Origin of the sequence: Streptomyces sp. NBC_00984 (assembly GCF_045162475.1) — a bacterium.
In the GTDB taxonomy this organism is placed as follows: domain Bacteria; phylum Actinomycetota; class Actinomycetes; order Streptomycetales; family Streptomycetaceae; genus Streptomyces.
In genome coordinates, this window is the sequence record NZ_CP108735.1 from 723649 (window position 1) to 743204 (window position 19556).

A 19556-nucleotide genomic window follows, 5' to 3' on the forward strand; every position below is an offset into this window, starting at 1 on the left:
CACCGGGGCGGACCGCAGGCACCGTCGGCCGAGGGGAATCAGCCCACCCGGACGAGAGGGAAAATGTCAGCTCTTGGCAGGGGCCTGCAGACTCCACAGCCGTCCGTCGGGGTCGCGGACGGTCATCTCCCGGGTTCCGTAGTGCGTGTCCTGGAACGGGGTGACCACCTCCACGGCCGGATCGGGACGGAACAGGTCCGCATCGGGCACCTTCAGTGCGATCTGCACGCCGGGCTCCCGGTTCTCGGGGATCTCGACAACGACGAGGTAGGGACCCTCGCCGTTGCGGAACACGCCGGAGCCGTCGCCGGTGGAGGTCTCCAACTTGTAACCCAGTTCCTGGAAGAACTTTGCGCTCTTCCCCCAGTTGTGGGTCTCCACGAACACCGCCTCGAACCCTTCGGTTGCCATGTCATGACTCCTTTCCTGAAGAGGGCTGCCGCTGCCCATGGGCGTCGTCGAGGTAGGCGCGCAAGGCCTCTGTGACCAGCGCGGACAATGACATGCCCGTCTCGATCGCGTGATGCTTGACCTGCCTGATCAGCCCCAGCGGCAGATACACGTTGAACTGTTTGACTTCCGTATCACCCATAGAGCGATACTAGCTCGCTAGGTTGCTAGCATACTAGCCCCAGGGGGTCTCTCATGTCTGTTTTTGCAGCTGATCCACACGACCCGGTTGTCGTCCGCGCAGGCGACGCCGAGCAACTGCCCGAGATCGGCCACTGCCTACTGGCTGACGCCAGTGCCAGCAACGGGGCGCTCAGCGCCCACCGCATCCGCCTCGCCCGCGGCGCCGACGGCGCGGTCCCGCACCGGCACGACCACTCCTCCGAACTGTTCTTCGTCGTCGACGGAACGCTCCAGGTGCTTGTGGGATCGAAGGTCATCACCGCCGGATCCGGTGACTTCCTGGTCATCCCGCCGCGCTGTGACCACGCCTTCCGCGCCGCCCCGGAGAACACCGCCGATGCCCTGATCGTGATCACCCCTGGCATCGAACGATTCGACTACCTTCGGCAGGTCGCCAGGATCCGCCGGGGCGAAGCCAGCCGCGACAGCCTGCTCACCGAGCAACACCGCTACGACACCCACTTCGTCACCAGCCCTGCCTGGTAAGGCAAGACCACCACCTCAACGATCACACCGGCGGCAGCACCCCAGACCCCGCGGGCTGAAAAGAGACCGGCGAAGCCTAAGCCGGCTGGCCGAGGGCGAGCCACTCTCGCGGCGTGGCGGCAACGCGAACTGCCCGCTGCCAAGGTTCGCGGCGTGTCGTGCCGACTGGGGTGTTGTCGAGGCGTCAGGCTGCGGCCCGTCCGTGATCCGTTCTCTCGATGGGCCCGCCTGCCATGCCTGTTGCCGCTGCCCGCCCGATAGACCCGAGCGCCGCCGAGCGGAGGAGGCTGAAGGCGATGGCCTATGGCCTCAAGACCGAGTACCGGCTGCGGATGCGTGCCCAGGTGGTGCTGCACGCCGCCCGCGGCCGCTCCAACTCCCGTATCGCGGCTGAAACCGGTCTGCACCTGGATACCGTGCGGCTGTGGCGGGGCCGCTTCGCCGACGGCGGCATCGCTGGGCTGGCCGACCGTCGGCGCTCCGGCAGGCCACCGGCCTTCACACCGCTGCAGGCCGCCGAGGTCACCGCGCTGGCGTGTCGACTGCCTGCCGAGACAGGGGTTCCGCTGTCCCGCTGGACGGCCCCGGAACTGGCCCGTGAGGTCGTCGAGCGGGGCATCACGCCCTTCGTGTCGGCCGCCACCGTGCGCCGCTGGCTGGCCCAGAATGCGCTCAAGCCCTGGCAGCACCGCTCGTGGATCTTCATCACCGACCCCGGCTTCCGTACCAAGGCCGGACGCGTCCTGGATCTGTACGCCCGCACCTGGCAAGGCCATCCACTCGGACCGAATGAGTACGTCATCAGCGCAGACGAGAAAACCTCCATCCAGGCCCGCTGCCGCTGCCACCCCACCCTGGCCCCCGAGCAAGCCAGAGCCATGCGCGTGAATGAGGTTCCCCCGCTGTGCGGGAGTGGCTGACTAGCTGGTCAGGGCGGGTTGACGTGGTTTCAGGTTCACTTGTTCGGCTGCTGCCTGGTTGGCGTAGTGCTTCTCCTCGTACTCGATCGGGCTGAGGTAGCCCAGCCGTTTCTGGATGCGGCGGGGGTTGTAGAAGCCGTCGATGTACTCGAAGAGCGCGAGGTTCGCTTCGGCCCTGGTGGCGAAGACGCGGCCGCGGATGCACTCGGTCTTGATGACCATCCACAGGTTCTCCGCCAGGGCATTGTCGAACGAGTCGCCGACCGAGCCCATGGACGCCTGGATACCGGCCCTGACCAGGCGTGTCGTGAGCTTCACGGACGTGTATTGACAGCCGTGGTCGGCGTGGTGGATGAGCTCGCCGGGGGCGACTTCGCGGTTGGCCAGGGCGTATTCCAGCGAGGTGAGGACCAGGTCGGCGTCCGCGCGGGCGGAGGTCTCCCAGGCGACCACCCGGCGGGAGAACGCGTCGCGGATCGCGGACAGCCACAGCGGCCCCTCCCCGGTGGGGATCATGGTCAGGTCGGTGACCCACAGCCGGTTCGGCCCGTTCGCGGTGAAGTCGCGCCCGACCAGGTCAGGGGCGAGATCGGCGTCCGGGTCGCGCCGGGTGAAGCCCTTGCCCCGGCGGGGGCTAATCCCGGCCAGGCCGGCCTGGCGCATGAGCCGCTCGACGCGCTTTCTGCCGACGTGGACGCCCTCACGCCTGAGGACGGCGTGCACGCGGGGTGAGCCGTAGATCCCGCCGGACTCGGCGTGGACCTGGCGGATCCTGCTGGTCAGCTCGGCGTCCCGGCGGCTTCGTTCGCACGGCTCGGTCTCGGCCTGGCGCCACCGGTAGTAGGTGGAGGAGGGGATGGAAAGTTCCCGGAGTACGGGCTCGACCCCCAGATGCGGGTGCGCGTCGAGGAGCGCGGTCACCTGGGCCGGGTCGGGTCGAGCTGGGCCGCGAAAAAAGCCGAGGCCGTCCGCAGGACCTCGTTCGCCCGCTTGAGCTGGGCGTTCTCCTTGCGCAGGGCGGCAAGTTCCTCACGCTCGGCGGTGGTGAGCAGGTCGCCCCGCTCGCCGGCGTCGGCCTCGGCCTGGCGGATCCAGTTACGCAGGGCCTCGTGGTGCACGCCGAGCTCCTCGGCCATACGACGGATCACAGGCTTCGGCTCGGCAGTCCGGTACATCTGCACCGCACGCTCACGCAACTCCAGCGGGTATTTTCTCGGGGCAGGCATCGTCTGGGCTCCTCTCATGAGACCCATCTGACCCTCTGTCACCCATCCCCGCATCTCGGGGGAACCTCAACTCGATTCCGTGAAAGGATTGAGTCATGGCACGTCCCTCCTCCTATCCCGTTGAGCTGCGATGGTTTCCATGGTGATGTCGCCGAAGTGGGAGGCGATGTCGCGGGGGCGCCAAAGGCGGGTGGGGTCTTCTTCGAGCAGAGCCAGGATCCGGTGGCGGCGGCGATCGGCGGGGGCGGTGTGCCGGTCGTCGCGGGAGACGGCGGGGAGCTGGGGGTGCGCTTCGCAGGGCTCGAGGACACTGATGTCGAGACCGGTGATGGTGCGGCTGGTATCGGGCCTGCCGTCGTCGTGGCGGGTGCTGTAGCGGGACATCGGTGACTTGACCTTGCGGGTGCTGACCCGCTGCCGCCGGGGTGGGAGGAGACGGGTCAGGATCCGGTCCCCGATCAGTCCGGCGCAATGGACGGCCGCGGGGTCGGTGGGGAGGACGCCGGCGGCCTGGACGACCTGATCACGGGCGGTCTGGACGGCGACGGTGAAGCAACAGCGGTCCGGGTCGGTGCCGGGCTGGGACTCGGCGGCCTCGACCATCACAATCCGCAGGGCCTGGTAGAGCGTGAGCAGAGCCCACATTTCCTGCTCGGCACGGCCGGGTCGCCCGAGCGCAGGACGCGCCCGTCCATGATGGTGTGGCGGAGCGCGTAGTACGCCGATTCGTGTTCCCACCGCTGGTGGTAGAGGCCCGCCAGCGTGGCCGCCGGGTAACGCCGGGCGTCGGTCAGGGTGGTGACCAGGCGGTAGGAACCGGTGAAGACGGTGCCGTCCGCGCAGGTCACCGTGATGTTCGCGTCGATGACACGTACTTTCTCGGTGCCGATCACCGACAGGTACGAACCGTCGGCCAGACGTGTCAGGACCGGGGCACGACGGTTGGCGCGGAGCCGGCCCAGTACCTGGGCGCCGGTCGCCCTCACGGCGGCGAGGAAGCCATTGCCGTCGAAACCCTTGTCCCATAGGACCAGCATGTCCGGCCGCAGCAGATGCAACAGCCGGGAGGCGTAACCGGTCTCGCCGCCGGCGGGCGGTCCGAACACCGCGCCGATAAGCGCCCTGGTCCCCGTCTCGACCAGCGTCATCAACTCCATTGTCGGATAGCCGTGATGAGACGTCCGCCCCAGCCAGACCCTGTTCCGCTCGGAGTCGGCGACCTTCTGCGAACTGCAGCCGTCGAACGACACCGTCCGAAACGGACCGAACCGCACCCCCGGCGTCATCGGCTGGGCCAGTGGCCCGGCGAGTACCTCGAACAGCGCCCTGACCGGCGCGTATCCCAGCCGGCGGCGCAGATCACGCAGAGCCTTCGGCGTCGGACAGACCACCGGCATCCCGGCCAGGCCAGCGGTCAGCTTGTCCCAGACCAGCCGGTAGCCGACCTCGGGGAACAGGCACATCGCGAGCAGGAAGTAGACCCCCACCCGCGACGGGAGATCCCGCAGCCGCCGCTGCACCGACCGCGTCTCCAACAAGACCGCGTCGACCAGCTCGAACGGCACAACGGCCGTCAGCTCCCCCAGATGACCGGGCGCGAACCGGCCCGCGGCCACCGTGACCGTACGGGTGATGGCCACCACCGGGGCCGACAGGACATGATGAAACGGCAACGGAGCTCCTCGGATACAAGCTGTCTTGGACGACTGCCTGTACCAACGAGCTTCGTTGCTCCACGTAATATTCTTCAACGGGCTTGTGTGACCTGCGAAAACGTTAACTACCCGGCCTTGTTGTGTCCTGAACGTGAAAGGAAGAAGCATGTAGGAACTCTTCTTGTAGCGATGCTGTACGGAGGATGAAGGTATGGCCCTTCAAATTCGCCCTGCGGGGGGAGAATTTAAACCACCTCATGCTGCGCTAGCTGAAGACTGCCGTGGTGAACGATGAGGAAAAGGCGTCCATTGAGACGTCAGGTGGGGATCGGGAAGGCGAGCGCAAGCGAATCGCTGCTGACGTGTCGAAAAGTAGAGTTGACATCAGAACCGGGGTGTCAAGGCAGTCCCGGGATGAGTCTGGCGGGTGCCCGTTTATTGGCCAGGCGGTGTCCGGCATGCAGGCGACGCGAGCCCGGTCTGCGGCCTTCGTACGGAACAGGAGAAGGCGGGCTTGGATACGTCTCCGCTGGTGAGCGGGGAGAGAGGGAGCGTCCCGGGCGGTCCGAAGCCGTGAGGGACTGAGTACCGACGCCAAGTACGCCGGCGGACCGGCTCGTAGTAGTGATGAAACCCCTGTAACGGGGGCGGAGCGAAGGGGCCGGGTCGTTCGTGACTGTGTTTATTCGATCAACCGGGCGTTACCCGGGAGGAGTCGCGTGAACGAGTTGAAAGCGTCAGGCAAGCCGTTCAATATTTCCAAGCAGTCCGTCTGGGAGGCGTACGAGAAAGTCAGGTCGAATAAGGGCGCAGCGGGCGTGGATGCGGTGTCGATGGAAGAATTTGAGAAGGATCTTAAGAACAATCTATACAAGATCTGGAATCGTCTCTCCTCCGGCACCTATTTTCCGCCTCCGGTGCGTGCGGTGGAGATCCCCAAGAAAGGGGGCGTCCGGATATTGGGCGTGCCCACGATCGGGGATCGTATAGCCCAGACGGTGGTTGCCGGGGTGCTGGAGGCCAAGGCCGAGCCGGTCTTTCATCCCGACTCCTACGGTTACCGTCCTGGGCGGTCGGCGATTGATGCTGTGGGCCGGTGCCGAGAGCGCTGCTGGAAGGCGGACTGGGTCATCGACCTGGATATCCGCGCATTCTTCGACAGCGTTCCGTGGGACCTGGTCCTCAAGGCGGTCGCCGCCCACACTGATCCGTCCCAGTCCTGGGTCCTGCTGTATGTGCGACGCTGGCTCGCCGCACCGCTGCAACTGCCCGACGGGACACGGCGCGAGCGGGACCGGGGGACGCCCCAGGGCTCATCGGTTTCGCCGGTCCTCGCCAACCTCTTCCTCCACTACGCCTTCGACGCCTGGATGGCGCGGAACTTCCCCGCCATCGGGTTCGAACGGTACGTGGACGACGCGGTGGTCCACTGCGTCAGCGAACGCCAGGCATGCTTCGTGCTCGCGGCGATCGAGAAGCGGATGGCCGAGGTGGGGCTTGAGCTGCACCCGGAGAAGACACGGATCGTGTACTGCCAGGATGCCAACCGGCGTGCCTCGTACGAGCACACCGAGTTCACCTTCCTGGGGTTCACCTTCCGCACCCGCTCCGCGGTGCGCAAGGACGGCCAGATGTTCCGGTCGTTCCTCCCCGCCATCAGCGGGGAAGCCCTGCGCAGGATCAGTTCCGAGGTGCGGTCCTGGCGGCTGCACCACCGCACCAGCCTGACCGAAGCGGATCTCGCACGGTTCATCAACCCGATCATTCGCGGGTGGATGGCGTACTACGGGGCCTTCTGCCAGTCGGCCCTCTATCCCCTCCTGGAACGCGTCAACGCCTACGTGATGCGGTGGATGCGCAAGAAGTTCAAACGGCTGCGGGGCAGGAAGAAAGCCCAAACGGCGTGGAACCAGGCCGTCGCACGGCGACCCCGGTTCTTCGCCCACTGGGTCTGGACCACCCATGCCCCCCGCGTCTGGTGACCAGAACGACAAGAGCCGTATGACGAGAGATCGTCACGTACGGATCTGTGAGGGCCGAGGGGTGAGAATCCCCTCGGCTACTCGGCGGTCAAGGCCCGTTCTTCCAGCGGTGTTCCGGTGAGCAGATGGCCGAGTGCCCATCGGTTGGCCAAGTGGGCGATCACCAGGATTCTGCTGCCGTCCCATCCGGTGGCGAGGTCGTGGAGGAAGGCGCGGGTGGCCGTGGCGCGGCGGTTCGTCGACCGCGGCCTCCTGGTCGACCTGAGCGTGAACCCGGACTCGGTCACTGCACCACCCCGACCAGGCTGTCAACGAACCGCCCGCAACCCAGCCGGCCCGCACCACACGGACACGCCGAAGACTCCGCCGGCCCCACTCTTGAAGCCGCGGCGGGACCGGGAGCCGCAGATCTCGCCGGTGCCTGCCCTTGGCGGTGCGGACCGCCGTTCGTAAGCTGATCCACGGGCGATCGCGGCGGTCCTGGACCTCGGACGACGCCGCGCGCCACGGAACTGGGGGCAGACATGCGGAAGAGGCGCCCCCTCTGGGCGATCGGCTACTTCCTGATGGGCGGCGCATGCCTGCTGCTCGCCGTCGTAATGGCGGCGGGCGTGAGCCATGTGGTCCACCTGATCCCGGTCGTCATCCTGGGCGTGCCGGGTGTGGTGCTGACGTTCCGCGCACCGGTGTTCGGCGTCCGCTACGGGCCGGACGGGCTGCGATACTCCGGGCTGCTCAACGCACGCTCCCACGCGTGGGCGGACATCCGGGAGGTTCGGGTGGCCGTCCTGCCGAGCACGGTCTACTCGTCCGACGTCCCGGAGCTGGTGCTGGTCTCCGGCGGGACGGACCAACTGCACATGCTGTCGGGCCACAGTTTTGGCCGAGCCCGGAACAAGCGGGTTGTGCGGCTGGTGGCCGAACTGGAGGCGGCGCGCGCGGCCGCGCCCTGACGGCGACGGAGTCTCCGTCGCACCGGGAGCTTCCGGTGCGACGTGCCGCCTTCTTCGGCGTGGGCTTCTTGCGTGGCGGCATCGTGTGCACGGTGGTGTCCTGGTCACCATGCGCGCCGCGCGATTTTCAGGCTGCCTTGACGGAGGCGTTCAGGGCGGCCATCAGGTCGACGACCTTCCCGGACTCCTTCTTCTCGCCTTCGGCCGGCTCCGGGAGATCGGTGCCTTCCGCTTTTGCTTTGATCAGTTCTTCCAGGGCGTCGCGGTACTCGTCCCGGAAGCCGGAGATGTCGTCGGAGCCCATGGTGTCGGTGAGCTGGACGGCCCGCTCGATCTCCTCGTCGTCCAGGTCGACACACCATCGATCTCGATCGCAATGTATGGACGCATATCCGGAGAATACGAAATAAAAAGGCGCACCACGGTCAAATACTCTTATTCCCTCGCGGGTTGGGCGATAACGTATGACCGGCGACCCGAGGACACCGCAGCAATCTCCCGACCCCCGGCGCCGCGGTCGGCCACTCCCTCTCGCGCGACGGCGGAGCCGCGCACCGGTGCCCCGGTGCCCGGTGTTCACCGCGACGCGGTGAACAGACGCCAAAGGGGCCCGGATCCCCATCGGATCCGGCCCCTCTGGGCGTCTGTGCTCCGGCCGTCTACCAGCGCATGTCGAGCTGATCGAGGTCGGTTCGGCGTTGTTCGGGGAGCTTGGCGGCGCGTTTGCGGACGTTGTCGAGCCAGGTGCCGAGCTTGACCACCACACTCTCGTCAGCGCCGCCCTGACGGCCTGTCGGGCCGTCCAACTGCTCGATGTGCTTCCGAGGCACCCGTAGGTGTCCTTCACGGGCGTGGAACTGCCGCGCCGCCGAGAGGCTGGCCGCCCACTTCGCATCCTGCGTCTGCTTCACCGGCCGCTCATCCTCCTCGGCCGGTGTGACCTTGAGCGTGTTCTCCAGGATCCACTGCTGCACAAGGCAGGAGCTGCTCCCACCTGAACCGCTGCGCCGTGACCCAGCGTCCGAGGTCTTCGCCCTGGACGACGACGTCGCCGCAGTCTCCGGGAGGGTTCCGCCGGCCTGGACGTGGATCTGGACGAGCCGGTAGCAGCGCTGCCACCCGGTGTCCCATACCGGGCACCACCCCGGATCGACCGCGTCCAGCTCGTCCCGCCGCACCTCGGTCATCGCGCCGGCCGCCGGGGAGACGGGGAGGCCAGCCGCCCGCAGCTCCTCGTTCTCCCGCGCCCTGCGGGCTGCCGCGCGGGCGTTCTTCGCCCACACCTCAATGGGGTGCCCCTCCCACGTCGCGGTAGCCGGGGGAGGAAGTGGCCGTGGGCAGCGGCGTACGGCATGGCGACGGAGAGCCCGTCCGCCCAGGCCGCGTCCTGTTCGGACCACACCATCCCGGGCTTCTCCGGCTCGGCGCCCCGTCCGGCCTCCAGTGTTCCGGCCGTGTAGGCGCGGCGTTGATCGGCGATCCACTGCCCGAGCGGGTACCCGCCGACCCCGCCCCTGGCTTTGTACACGGGAACGGGAGTTTGCCGACGGTTTCGGGAGTCACTCACGGCCGCGCGGGTGGTTCCGGGGCCACTCCTCGGCGAAGGCCCTGAGTTGTCTCCGCTGTCGTTCTTCCTCCGTGATCCGGTCGGCGAGGACGGGTCGGTCGATGTACGGGGCGACGGCGGCGAGGACCAGGCGCTGAAGCTCGGTCGGGTCGATGCTGGTAAGTCCGGCTGTCAGAACCTGCGGAATGACCTGCGGTTGAGGTCGATGCTGGACTCCTGTTCCAGTCCCGTGCCTGGAGCTGATGAGGTGCTCGTCGGGCGTGGCGCTGGCAGGGATGAGTCGGGTGCATCCGGCGAACTGGTCAGTAAGTGCGGTTGGTGGGGCGGTGGTTTACGCGTGTCGTTACTCTCCAGGGCATGACATCCCAAGGGCGTAGTGCCGGAGCCGTCTTGTGCATCGTCGTGGCCATGATCAGCATGATCACGGCGGTGATCTTGTCGGCGGTCGCGTTGGACGCGGCCTCCAAGGTGGCAGATGAGCCACCGGGCGAACACGGCGGCACGTCGATTCTTTTCGAGGACCCCCGCTGCGAAGCAGATCGCGACGCCGCCCCCACTCAGCCGTACATGAAGTGCCTCTTCGAGTACCAGTCGGCCAATCAACAGGGTGCGGCGCTCTGGGAAAGGGAGACCGCAGCACGGCAGGCCGACATCCAGGCGAAGGGCAACTTGGCGGTCATCTTCGGTCTGCTCGGTGTGACCTTCGCGGTCTGCGCCGTGGTGTCCAACAGGGGTCGCCGGCCTGAGCCGCAAACCACCGGGATATGAGGCGGCTCTGCGACTGCCCCGGCGTAGTGGGGCAGTCGCAGAGCCGGGCGTACGTGGGTCTGGGGGAGACCCGACCGGCCGCAGGTGAGCGGTGGAGTGCGTACGTGCCTGTCATAGCTCACCAGCGCATCGTCGCAGGCAGCGGTAGGCCGTCCCTTTCGGATCTTGTCGCTGCTTTCCCCGCCTCTCTGTTCCCACCAGCCGGACGGCAGGATGGGCGGATGGCGATGAGTGAGACGGAACTGCTGGCCCTCCTGCGTGAACTCGACGACCCCGAGCGGCTGGAGGGGCCGCTGAACTACGACCGCGCTGCGGCCAGCCTCGCGTTCGGCGGGCTGGTGCGCCGGCTCGACGCGGACTTCGGGGTCCAGTGCGAGTTCGAGCAGGACACACAGGACTCCAGCGAGTACGGGCGGGTCCGCGTGCCGGCCGAAGCGACGATCTGCGGGACACGGATCGTGGTCTGCGTGAGCAAATTCGGCTCCCTCGCTGAGGTCTGCGCCGACAACCCGGGGGCCTTCCTCGGTACGGAAGAGGCCCGCGAGGAGGGGGTACTGGACCTCACCGACCTCGCCACCGTGGAGCGGGCGCTGGCCGAACTCGGCTACGTGAGCGTCCCCGAGGAACTACTGGAGAGCGACTACGAGGGCCCCAGCGCGCTGGAGTACTTCGCAGCGCAGCCCACTTGGTGGACGCGGTTCTTCGGCACTATGTGATCCGCCCGCCCGACGGGGCCTCACAGCAAGATCCGCAAGAGACGTAGGCGGCCCGTGGTGACAAGTCGGTCGGCCGCCCGGCGGACGGCCACCCCGAAAGCCTGGACGTCTTCGGGCTCGACGCCGTCACCGTGCGCGGCACCTACCGCTGTCCGGGCGGCCGGTGCGGGCGCCGCGCCGGTGCGGACGAGGACGGCCGCGAGCCGCGCTGCGTCATCGATGAAGCGCCAATGGTCTTCAGGTCGCTGTGAACAGCCTGCTCACGGAGGTCGGCCGGAAGCTCGCCGACCGCTGGCTCAGCGCGCTGGTGCTGCCCGGCGCGTTGTTCGTGGCCGCCGCGATGTGCGGCTGGTGGCTCGGCCATCCGCACGCGCTGGACACTGGGCGTCTGGAGGACGCGGTACGCAGGCTCGGGCAGCAGCTGGCGGGTCGGCCTGCGGCTGTGCTGCTTGCGGTGGCCGGGGCGCTGCTCGGTGCGACGGGTGCCGGACTGGCCGTACAGGGGGCTGCCGCGGGCGTACGACGGGCGTGGGTCTCCCGCCGTCCCGCCCGGTGGGTGGCCCGGCGGCGGCGCAGGGCCCAGGGCGCGCAGGCCCGACGCGGGCACACCCTGCCGGCGCGATACCTGCCCGCGCGTGCCACTGCCATCGGCGACCGCTTCCGCCTCGTCGACCAGCGCGTCGACGCGCAATACGGCCTGGCCGTGGCCCTCGCCTGGCCACGGCTGTGGCTGCTGCTCCCCGACACCGCGACCGCCGCGATCCGTGACGCCACCACCCGCTACCGGGCGGCCACGGAAGTCACCGCGTGGGGGATGCTCTACCTGCTGCTGGGTGCCTTCTGGTGGCCGTCCGTGCTGGTCGGCCTGGTCGCGGTGGCCATCGGGCAGGTGCGGGGCCGCTCGTCGGGGGCCGTGCTCGCCGACCTCGTGGAGGCGGCGGTCGACATCCATCAGCGGCCACTGGCGGAGACCCTCGGCATCGAACTGCCGCACGGACGGATCACCCCCGACGAGGGGGCACGGATCAACGACATCCTCAACAAGCGCGGGTGAGGAATGGAGGCTGCCCTTGTGTCAGGTCAGGCGCCTCTTTCCGTACCCCTGGAAGAGCGCGCTTCCGGTCCGAGTGCGACACCAGGGGGTTCTTCGTCCCGGGCAGACGATTTCCGCAGGCATAGCCGCGCGAGTCCGCCATTCTGACTGCCGGCCGGTCGGTGGGGGCACCCATCGCTCGGTCCGAGGACCGGTCGGTGGGGGCACCCATCGCTCGGTCCGAGGCGCCTCATCGGCAGCCCTCAAAATGACCGCCAGGCTCGTTCCCGGTCTGTTGTGCACCCCAATCAGCCAATCCCCAACTGGCATCCGAGTAAAGGGAGTTGCAACAGCCCAGGTGAACGATGCCTCGTCGGAAAAGGATTCAGCCGTTTCCCTCCGGCCATGCCTTCCACTCGCGACCGACGGGGTCGAAAAAGTCGGTTGCCGATCACTCTCTCGCACCTTGACCGGTGAGTAACCACGCCACTACCTTTCAATCCGCTTCGAACACACGCTTCATATCGGCGTTCCGCGGTGGGCTTTTCCCTGCAGGAAGCCGGTGAGCCGCCGTGTCTGTTTCTGTACAGAACCCCCCCACCGTGCAGTCTCACCCTTGATTCGGAGAATGATGAACTCCGCTGTGCGTTCCGAAGAAATGATCATCGGCATTACTCCGTACGGTGAGCCCGATGCCGGGCTCACCGTGGCCGTCGGCCGGGCCGGTGGTCTCGGTGTGCTCGACCTCGGGGCCGGCGACCGGAGATCCCGCGAGGCCCTCGCTCAACTGCAGCGCACGGCTTCGGGCAGGTTCGGCGTCCGGGTCGACGTGCACTGCCGGCTCACCCCGGCCGACCTGGCTCCGGACGGTCCGCACACCGTGGTTCTCGCGGTCGCAGCGGCGGCCGGGGAATCGGGCGCGGCCTGGACGATCGCCGCGCTCGCGGCGCGCTTCCGCGTCCTCGTCGAGGTCACCGACCTGGAGGGCGCACGGGATGCGCTACGCGCCGGGGCGCACGGCCTGATCGCTCGCGGCACCGAGTGCGGCGGCCGGATCGGCGAGTTGAGCACCTTCGTCCTGCTCCAGCGACTGCTCGCCGCGCCCGAGGTGACCCGGCCCGTGTGGGCGAGTGGCGGCATCGGCCCTCGAACGGCCGCCGCCGCGGTGGCCGGCGGAGCGGCCGGCGTCGTCCTCGACGGCCAACTCGCGCTGCTCGCCGAGTCGGCGTTGCCCGAACCGGTCGCCGCGGTGCTGCGCACCAGCGACGGCTCGGAAACCGTCGTCCGGGCCGGTCACCGTTTCCTGCTGCGGCGAGGCCCGGACGTCCCGCGCCTCGCGGAGGGTGCCGGACCGCAGGAGGTGGCGGCGCTTCTGGGCGGGCGGGATCTGCGTACCCAACTGCTCCCGGTGGGCCAGGACGGCTTCCTCGCCACCCTGTTCGCGGAGCGGTGGGGCGATGTGCGCCGAACGGTGCGCGCGCTGCGGGAAGCGGTGCTCGGTGCCGTCCGGGACGACACGGCAGCACGGGCTCTGCGGCCCGGATCGCCGATGAGCCTGGCGCTCGGCACCCGGCTCCCCGTCGCGCAGGGGCCGATGACAAGAGTGAGCGACGGACCCGCTTTCGCCGCGGCGGTGGCAGCCGACGGAGCACTGCCCTTCCTCGCCCTGGCGCTGGCGGACGGCACGCGGACGCGGACGATGCTGACCGAGACCCGGGACGCGGTGGCCGGCCGGCCCTGGGGCGTGGGAGTCCTCGGCTTCGCGCCGGAGGACGTGCGTACGGCCCAGCTGGAGGCCGTACGGGAGATGCGGCCGACCCACGCGATCATCGCCGGTGGGCGGCCGTCCCAGGCGCAGGCCCTGGAGCAGGACGGCATCCGGACGTTTCTGCACGTGCCCTCACCGGGGTTGTTGCGGCAGTTCCTCCAGGCCGGGGCGCGCCGGTTCGTGTTCGAGGGCTCGGAGTGCGGCGGGCATGTGGGGCCGCGCGGCAGTTTCGCGCTCTGGGAGGCCCAACTGGCCGTCCTGGAGGATTTCCTGGAGAGTCACGAGGCCGCGGACCTCGAGGTGTTCTTCGCGGGCGGCGTGCACGACGAGCGGTCGGCGGCGATGGTCGCCGCTCTGGCCGCGCCGCTGACCGCGCGCGGCGCGGCCGTCGGTGTGCTGATGGGTACCGCGTATCTGTTCACCGAGGAGGCTGTTTCCCGCGGGGCGGTCCGGCCGCTCTTCCAGCAGCAGGTCCTGGAGGCCGAGCGCACCACGCTGCTGGAGTCGGCGCCGGGCCACGCGACGCGGTGCGTACCGAGCCCGTTCACCGCCGGCTACCGCGACCAGGAGGCCCGGCTGCGCGCCGAGGGCGTGCCGGACCGGCGGATCTGGGAGGAGCTGGAGAGGCTCAACGTCGGCCGGCTGCGCATCGCCAGCAAGGGCGTCGACCGATCCGCCGACGGCTGCCTCTCTCCGGTCGACGAGCGGCGCCAGCTCGCCGAGGGAATGTTCATGGCCGGCGAGGTGGCCGTGCTGCGCTCGGCGACCACGACCGTCGCGGCACTGCACGAGTCGGTGACCACGGGAGCCGCCGAGCATCTCGCCCTGCGGACGGCGCAGTCGGCCCCGGCGAACGAGGTGCGGGAGCCGGTCGCGCCCGCTCCGCTCGACGTCGCCGTGGTCGGCATGGCGTGCATGTTCCCGCAGGCGCCCGACCTGACCGCCTTCTGGGCGAATGTGGTCGCCGGAGTGGACGCGGTGAGCGAGGTCCCGCCCGAGCGCTGGGACCCGGCCGTCCACCATGGCGAGTCGACCCCCTCCAAGTGGGGCGGCTTCCTGCCCCGCATCCCCTTCGACCCGCTGCGCTACGGCATCCCGCCGACGTCTCTCGGCAGCACGGAACCGGTGCAGCTGCTGTCCCTGGAGGCCGCCCGGCGCGCTCTGGAGGACGCCGGATACGGCGACGGGGGGCGGAAGTTCGACCGCTCACGCACTTCCGTGGTGTTCGGCGCCGAGGCGGGCAGCGATCTGTCGAACGCGGCCACGCTCCGGGCGGTGCTGCCCTCGTACTACGGCCGCGTCCCCGCGGGTCTGGATGAGCAACTCCCGGGACTCACCGAGGACTCCTTCCCCGGCATGCTCGCCAACGTCATCTCGGGCAGGATCGCCAACCGGCTCGATCTCGGCGGCGCCAACTACACCGTCGACGCCGCCTGCGCCTCGTCGCTGGCCGCGGTGGACGTCGCCTGCAAGGAGCTGGCCGGCGGCACCTCCGACGTGGTGTTGTGCGGTGGCGCCGACCTGCACAACGGAATCAACGACTATGTCCTGTTCTCCTCCGTGCACGCCCTGTCTCCCACCGGCCGCTCACGCGCCTTCGACGGCTCGGCTGACGGCATCGCGCTCGGCGAGGGCATCGCCTGCGTCGTCCTCAAGCGGCTCGCGGACGCCGAGCGGGACGGCGACCGGATCTACGGCGTCATCAAGGGCCTGGGCTCCTCCAGCGACGGCCGCTCACTCGGTCTGACCGCGCCCAGGCCCGAGGGCCAGCGCTCGGCTCTGGAGCGCGCCTATCGAAACGCCGGCGTCTCACCGGCAAAAGTCGGTCTCGTCGAGGCGCACGGCACCGGGACGGTCGTCGGCGACCGCACCGAACTGCGCATTCTCAGCGAGGTGTTCACCGAGGCCGGGGCGGAACCGGGCGGCTGCGCCCTCGGTTCGGTGAAGTCGCAGATCGGCCACACCAAGTGCGCCGCCGGTCTCGCCGGAATGATCAAAACGCTGCTGGCGCTGTACACCGGAGTCCGGCCGCCCACCTTGCACGTCGAGAATCCCAACCCGGCGTGGGAGGCGGACAGCAGCCCCTTCGCCTTCCACGCCGAGGCTCGGCCATGGGCGGCACCCGCGGAGGAACGGATCGCCGGAGTGAGCGCGTTCGGCTTCGGCGGGACCAACTTCCACGTGGTGCTGGCCGCCCACGCCGGTGGCGTACAGCCCGTGCGGGGACTGGACGCCTGGCCGACCGAACTGTTCGTGTTCCGCGGCCGGGACGAGGCCGCGGCCCGCCGGGCGATGGAGGAACTCCTGGCAGCCGCTCAGTCCGAGGGCCGGTCGTGGCGGCTTCAGGACCTCGCGCTGAGCGCGGCCCGGCGGTCGGACGCGAGCGGGGACCCGGCCCAGGTCGCCATCGTGGCGACGGACGTGGACGACCTGGCCGAGAAGGTGCGGCGGGCCCTGGCCGACCCCGTCGACCCCGCCGCGCACGCTCCGGCACGCGGCATCCACCGGGCCGGTGCCGGCGAATCGGACGGCGCCAAGGTGGCATTCCTCTTCCCCGGCCAGGGCAGCCAGCGCACCGGCATGCTCGCCGACCTGTTCGTCGCCTTCCCAGAGCTGCGCCCCTATCTGGAACTCGCCCGCGCCCACGCCGACACCCTGTATCCGCCCACCGCCTTCGACGACGCCGAACGCGAGAGGCAACGGGCCGCGCTCACCGACACCCGGGTGGCACAGCCCGCCCTCGGTGTCACGGGACTCGCCGCGCACGCCGTGCTCACCGCGGCCGGCGTGCAGCCGGACATGGCCGCCGGGCACAGCTACGGCGAGCTGGTGGCACTGTGCGCGGCCGGCGCATTGACCCCCGAGACGCTGCTGGAACTGAGCGCGGAGCGAGCGGCGGCGATCCTTCGGGCCGCGCAGTCCGCCCAAGGCGACGCGGGCGACCCCGGGACCATGGCCGCGGTCTCGGCCGGCGCCGAGGACGTGGCGCAGGCACTCAAGGCGGCGTCCGTGCCGGACAGTGTGGTCGTCGCCAATCGCAACTCGCCCGGCCAGACGGTGATCTCGGGACCGACGGACGCCGTCGACGAGGCCGTCCGGCTGCTGCGCGAGGCCGGCCACGGTGCCAAGCGCATCCCCGTCGCCTGCGCGTTCCACAGCCCGCTGGTCGCCGCCGCCACCGACCGGTTCGCCGAGGCGCTCGCGGCCCGGCCGGTGCACGCGCCCGAATTCCCCGTGTGGTCCAATCGCACGGCCATCCCGTACGCCGCCGACGGTGACGCGGTACGGGCCGAGCTCGCCGCCCAGATCGGTGCCCCGGTCGCCTTCGTCGAGCAGATCGAGGCGATGTACGAGGCCGGAGCCCGCATCTTCGTCGAAGCCGGCCCCGGCTCGGTCCTGACCCGGCTGGTCGGGCAGATCCTCGGCGACCGCCCGCACCGCACGGTGGCCTGCGAACCCCGGCCGGGCAGCGGCCTGCGCGGCTGGCTCGACGCCCTGGCCGAGCTCGCCGTCGCGGGGCTGCCGGTGCGCGCCGGGTGGCTGCTGCGAGGCCGGAACGCGGTGGACGCGGCACGTACCCCGGCGCCGAAGCTTCCCGGATGGACGGTCGACGGACAACTGGTCCGCACCGCCGACGGCGCCCTCCTCACCGGTGCGCTCGCACCGGCCCGACGAGTCACGGAGACCCTGGAGACGACTGTGACGACGAATTCCCCGCACAGCGCACCGTCCGACCAGGACACGCTCATCTCCGAATTCCTGCGCACCAGCCGGGAGATGATCGCCGCCCAACGGGACGTTCTGCTCACCTACCTCGGATCCGCCCCGGGCGCGCGGCCCGTCCCGTCCCCGGCGGCCCCGCAGGTGATCCAGGCCGTGCCGCAACTTCCCCCGACGCAGCCGTCGATGAAGGACCCGGAACGGGGCACGCCGGCCACCGCCGTGGAGCCGGCAGCCGCGCAGCCCGCCGGTCCGGCCGATGTCCAGCGGGTCGTTCTGGAAATCATCAGCGAGCGCACCGGCTACCCCGTCGACATGATCGAGCCCGACCTCGACCTGGAGGCGGACCTCAGCATCGACTCCATCAAGCGGGCGGAGATCGCGGGCGAACTGGCCCGGCGCCTGGGTGCCGGTGCCGGCACCGACCTCGCCGCGCTGAACGACGCCGCGCTGGAGGAGCTGGCGAAGGCGCGGACGGCCGCCGCGGTGACCGACTGGCTGACCGCGCGAATGGGCGGACCGGCCGAGCGGCCCGCCGCCCCGGCGGAGGCGGAGCCCGCTCCGGTGGTGGTGGAGCCCGGACCGGACGCCGTCACCGCCGAACCCCCCGGACGGCACCTCCTGCGCCCGGTCCTCCTCGACGAGCGGGCCGACGCCGGCACCGACCCGTCGTCCGTTCTCACGGGCACCCGCTGGATCCTGCTCGGCGACGCCCCCGAGGTCGCCGCCCGCCTGGCGTCCCACGGAGCCGAGGTCTCCGCACGGGCCCGGGACCACGTCCTGACGGAGACCGACGGACCGGTGGACGGCGTGCTGTGGTCAGGGGCCCTCGCGGGCACCGATGAAATGCCCTTGCTGCCCGCCTCGTTCCCTGTACTGAAGGCCGCCCTGGCACGCGCCCCGCGATGGCTGCTGGCCGTCCGGCCCGCCGACGGTGAGGTGCCCGACCCCCGGACCGCGGGGCTGCGAGGTCTGTTCCGGACCGTGGCGCGCGAGTATCCGCAGATGGTGGCCCGGATCATCGAGGTTTCCGATTCCTCGCCGTCCGCGCTCGCGGAGGCCGTGGTCGCCGAGGCCGTCGCGTCGGACCGGACACCGGTCGTGCTGCGGACGGCGGCAGGCCGGCACGGGTTCGAACTGGTGGCGGCGCCGCTCGGCGTGCTCGGCAGCACGGGCGCCGGACCGGCCGGGGCGGGCACCTCGGAAGCCACCGCGCTCGGCCTGGACCAGGACTCCGTGGTGCTGCTGGCAGGAGGGGCACGAGGCATCACCGCACAGTTCGCCGCCGTGCTCGCCGGCGCCGCACGCTGCCGTCTGGAACTCCTCGGCCGCACCCCCGCCCCGGACGGTCCGGAGGCCGCGGACACCGCGTCCGCGCGTACCCCGGCCGAGCTGCGCGCCGCGCTCGCGGCCCGCGGCGGACTGAAGCCGGCCGAGATCAATCGCGCCGCCGAGCTGCTGCTCGCCCAGCGGGAGATCACGGCCACCCTGACCGAGATCACCGCCTCGGGCGGCCGGGCCCGCTACCGGTCGGTCGACTTCCGCGAGCCGGACGCGGTACTGCAGGCGGTGAAGGAGATCCATGCCGAGCACGGCCGGCTCGACGGCGTGGTGCACGCGGCCGGTGTGATCGAGGACCGGCTCATCGCAGAGAAGAGCACGGAGTCCTTCCGGCGTGTCTACGCCACGAAGGCGACGGGCGCCGACGCCCTGCTCACCGCATTGGAGGAACTGCCCGCACCGCCCGCGTTCACCGTGCTGTTCGGCTCGATATCGGCCGTCTTGGGCAATCGCGGCCAGGTGGACTACGCGGCCGCCAACGACGCGCTGGAGACCCTCGGCGCGGCGTTCGCCGCCCGCACCGGCCGGCGGGCGGTGACCGTGCACTGGGGCCCCTGGGCACCCTCGGCCGGTCACAGCGGCATGATCGGGGCCGAGCTGGCCCGGGAGTACGCCCGGCGCGGCATCCGGCTGATCGACCCGGAGGAGGGGACCGCGGCGCTGCTGCGGGAGCTCGCCTGGGGCGAGGAGTCCGCCACCGCCGTCGTCTACACTGCCTCGGGCTGGTGACGGTCGTGGTGGCGCCGCCCCGGCACGGTCCGGGCACGCAGGCCGTGGCCGCACGACAG

Annotated in this window: 17 protein-coding genes; 8 read left to right on the forward strand and 9 right to left on the reverse strand. The window is 70.0% G+C overall.

Annotation, left to right across the window (positions count from 1 at the left end):
* Positions 1-66 precede the first annotated feature (66 nt).
* Both OG520_RS43460 and OG520_RS43465 read right to left on the reverse strand, forming a co-directional pair.
* Positions 67-411, reverse strand: coding sequence for a glyoxalase/bleomycin resistance/extradiol dioxygenase family protein (locus tag OG520_RS43460; protein WP_266753155.1), 345 nt, complete (start codon positions 409-411; stop codon positions 67-69).
* A gap of 1 nt (position 412) precedes the next feature.
* On the reverse strand, positions 413-592 hold the full coding sequence (locus tag OG520_RS43465) for a ribbon-helix-helix domain-containing protein (RefSeq protein WP_266753153.1): 180 nt from the start codon (positions 590-592) through the stop codon (positions 413-415).
* 53 nt (positions 593-645) lie between these two features.
* Here OG520_RS43465 and OG520_RS43470 point away from each other — a divergent pair, with 53 nt between their 5' ends.
* Positions 646-1119, forward strand: coding sequence for a cupin domain-containing protein (locus tag OG520_RS43470; protein WP_266753152.1), 474 nt, complete (start codon positions 646-648; stop codon positions 1117-1119).
* A gap of 296 nt (positions 1120-1415) precedes the next feature.
* Positions 1416-2039 carry a helix-turn-helix domain-containing protein gene (locus OG520_RS43475; protein WP_331749226.1) on the forward strand — a complete coding sequence of 208 codons (624 nt, stop codon included), beginning with the start codon at positions 1416-1418 and terminating at the stop codon, positions 2037-2039.
* On the opposite strand, the gene OG520_RS43480 is transcribed toward OG520_RS43475, so the two are convergent.
* The 4 genes from OG520_RS43480 to OG520_RS43495 form a co-directional block, all read right to left on the reverse strand.
* The gene (locus OG520_RS43480) at positions 2040-2960 is read right to left on the reverse strand and encodes an IS3 family transposase (protein ID WP_331747561.1); all 921 of its coding nucleotides are present in this window, start codon (positions 2958-2960) and stop codon (positions 2040-2042) included.
* Positions 2957-3265 (reverse strand): transposase, encoded by a 309-nt coding sequence (locus OG520_RS43485; protein WP_329196993.1) that lies wholly within the window; start codon positions 3263-3265, stop codon positions 2957-2959. Before OG520_RS43485 ends, OG520_RS43480 begins: the two co-directional genes overlap by 4 nt.
* A gap of 93 nt (positions 3266-3358) precedes the next feature.
* On the reverse strand, positions 3359-3910 hold the full coding sequence (locus OG520_RS43490; RefSeq protein ID WP_331749228.1) for a hypothetical protein: 552 nt from the start codon (positions 3908-3910) through the stop codon (positions 3359-3361).
* Positions 3868-4938, reverse strand: a complete 1071-nt coding sequence (locus tag OG520_RS43495) for a transposase domain-containing protein (protein WP_331749230.1) — start codon at positions 4936-4938, stop codon at positions 3868-3870. The genes OG520_RS43490 and OG520_RS43495 overlap by 43 nt, the downstream gene beginning before the upstream one ends.
* Before the next feature lie 701 nt (positions 4939-5639).
* Here OG520_RS43495 and ltrA point away from each other — a divergent pair.
* On the forward strand, positions 5640-6902 hold the full coding sequence (gene ltrA, locus OG520_RS43500) for a group II intron reverse transcriptase/maturase (RefSeq protein ID WP_331749232.1): 1263 nt from the start codon (positions 5640-5642) through the stop codon (positions 6900-6902).
* 77 nt (positions 6903-6979) lie between these two features.
* On the opposite strand, the gene OG520_RS43505 is transcribed toward ltrA, so the two are convergent.
* Positions 6980-7189, reverse strand: a complete 210-nt coding sequence (locus tag OG520_RS43505) for a hypothetical protein (protein ID WP_331749234.1) — start codon at positions 7187-7189, stop codon at positions 6980-6982.
* Positions 7190-7426: 237 nt separating this feature from the next.
* Here OG520_RS43505 and OG520_RS43510 point away from each other — a divergent pair, with 237 nt between their 5' ends.
* Complete coding sequence (locus OG520_RS43510; protein WP_331749236.1) at positions 7427-7855, forward strand: hypothetical protein; 429 nt, start codon at positions 7427-7429, stop codon at positions 7853-7855.
* A gap of 127 nt (positions 7856-7982) precedes the next feature.
* On the opposite strand, the gene OG520_RS43515 is transcribed toward OG520_RS43510, so the two are convergent.
* Together OG520_RS43515 and OG520_RS43520 are read right to left on the reverse strand one after the other, a co-directional pair.
* Positions 7983-8159 (reverse strand): hypothetical protein, encoded by a 177-nt coding sequence (locus OG520_RS43515; RefSeq protein WP_331749238.1) that lies wholly within the window; start codon positions 8157-8159, stop codon positions 7983-7985.
* Between the two features lie 355 nt (positions 8160-8514).
* Entirely contained in the window at positions 8515-9138 is a 624-nt protein-coding gene (locus OG520_RS43520; protein WP_331749239.1) for a helicase associated domain-containing protein, read from the reverse strand.
* A gap of 692 nt (positions 9139-9830) precedes the next feature.
* On the opposite strand from OG520_RS43520, the gene OG520_RS43525 reads away from it, so the two are divergent.
* The 4 genes from OG520_RS43525 (at position 9831) to OG520_RS43540 (ending at position 19497) form a co-directional block, all read left to right on the forward strand.
* Complete coding sequence (locus tag OG520_RS43525) at positions 9831-10190, forward strand: hypothetical protein (RefSeq protein ID WP_331749243.1); 360 nt, start codon at positions 9831-9833, stop codon at positions 10188-10190.
* A gap of 227 nt (positions 10191-10417) precedes the next feature.
* Complete coding sequence (locus tag OG520_RS43530) at positions 10418-10906, forward strand: hypothetical protein (RefSeq protein ID WP_406016772.1); 489 nt, start codon at positions 10418-10420, stop codon at positions 10904-10906.
* 247 nt (positions 10907-11153) lie between these two features.
* On the forward strand, positions 11154-11960 hold the full coding sequence (locus OG520_RS43535) for a hypothetical protein (RefSeq protein WP_331749247.1): 807 nt from the start codon (positions 11154-11156) through the stop codon (positions 11958-11960).
* A 610-nt stretch (positions 11961-12570) separates the two neighbouring features.
* Positions 12571-19497, forward strand: a complete 6927-nt coding sequence (locus OG520_RS43540) for an SDR family oxidoreductase (RefSeq protein ID WP_331749249.1) — start codon at positions 12571-12573, stop codon at positions 19495-19497.
* Positions 19498-19556: the final 59 nt, after the last annotated feature.